At 46.3% G+C, this 512-nt stretch carries 2 pseudogenes; both read right to left on the reverse strand.

The annotated features are described in order from the left end of the window. Positions 1 to 281, reverse strand: a pseudogene (locus I6E11_RS14880) (hypothetical protein); the annotation flags it as partial. A 3-nt stretch (positions 282 to 284) separates the two neighbouring features. Next, positions 285 to 512 (reverse strand): annotated as a pseudogene (locus tag I6E11_RS14885) (hypothetical protein); the annotation flags it as partial.

A 512-nucleotide genomic window follows, 5' to 3' on the forward strand; every position in this document is an offset into this window, starting at 1 on the left:
GAGTTTTGTCTCATGCGCAAGGGTGGCAGTACATCCAGCAGGTCATAGTAGTCTTCTTCGGTGATTTCCTTGAACGGTTCGGACAGGGACTGATTGTATAGCCGCAGCTTCTTGTCTATATCAGAAGGTGTTACTGCTTTCAGATAGGGATTGTTTTCCCGTATGCGCAGTTCTTCGATTGTTTCCCCACCATAGTCATTATGGAATCCGTCACTCATACTTGTCAGGCATGTTCCGTCGAAGTAGCGGGAATCGATTACATATTTCAATCGGTCTTTCATGTCTTATAGGTTTTGAAGGTTCAACACTCTTTTGACTGCATATACGGCATTCTGTGTAAGTTGCCGTTGCCATGCCTGGTATCTCGGCGACCATTTGAAACCGTATGATTTCAGTTCCTTGCGCCTCTGGTCATCCGGAATACTGTCAAACAGGATTTGCAGGCGGTCTGCCTCATAGTTCCATACCAGCGTTCCGCCTTCAAATTTCAGTTCACGGTTTTCCCGTTCTCT

This window comes from Bacteroides caecigallinarum, assembly GCF_021531075.1.
GTDB classification, from domain to species: domain Bacteria; phylum Bacteroidota; class Bacteroidia; order Bacteroidales; family Bacteroidaceae; genus Phocaeicola; species Phocaeicola caecigallinarum_B.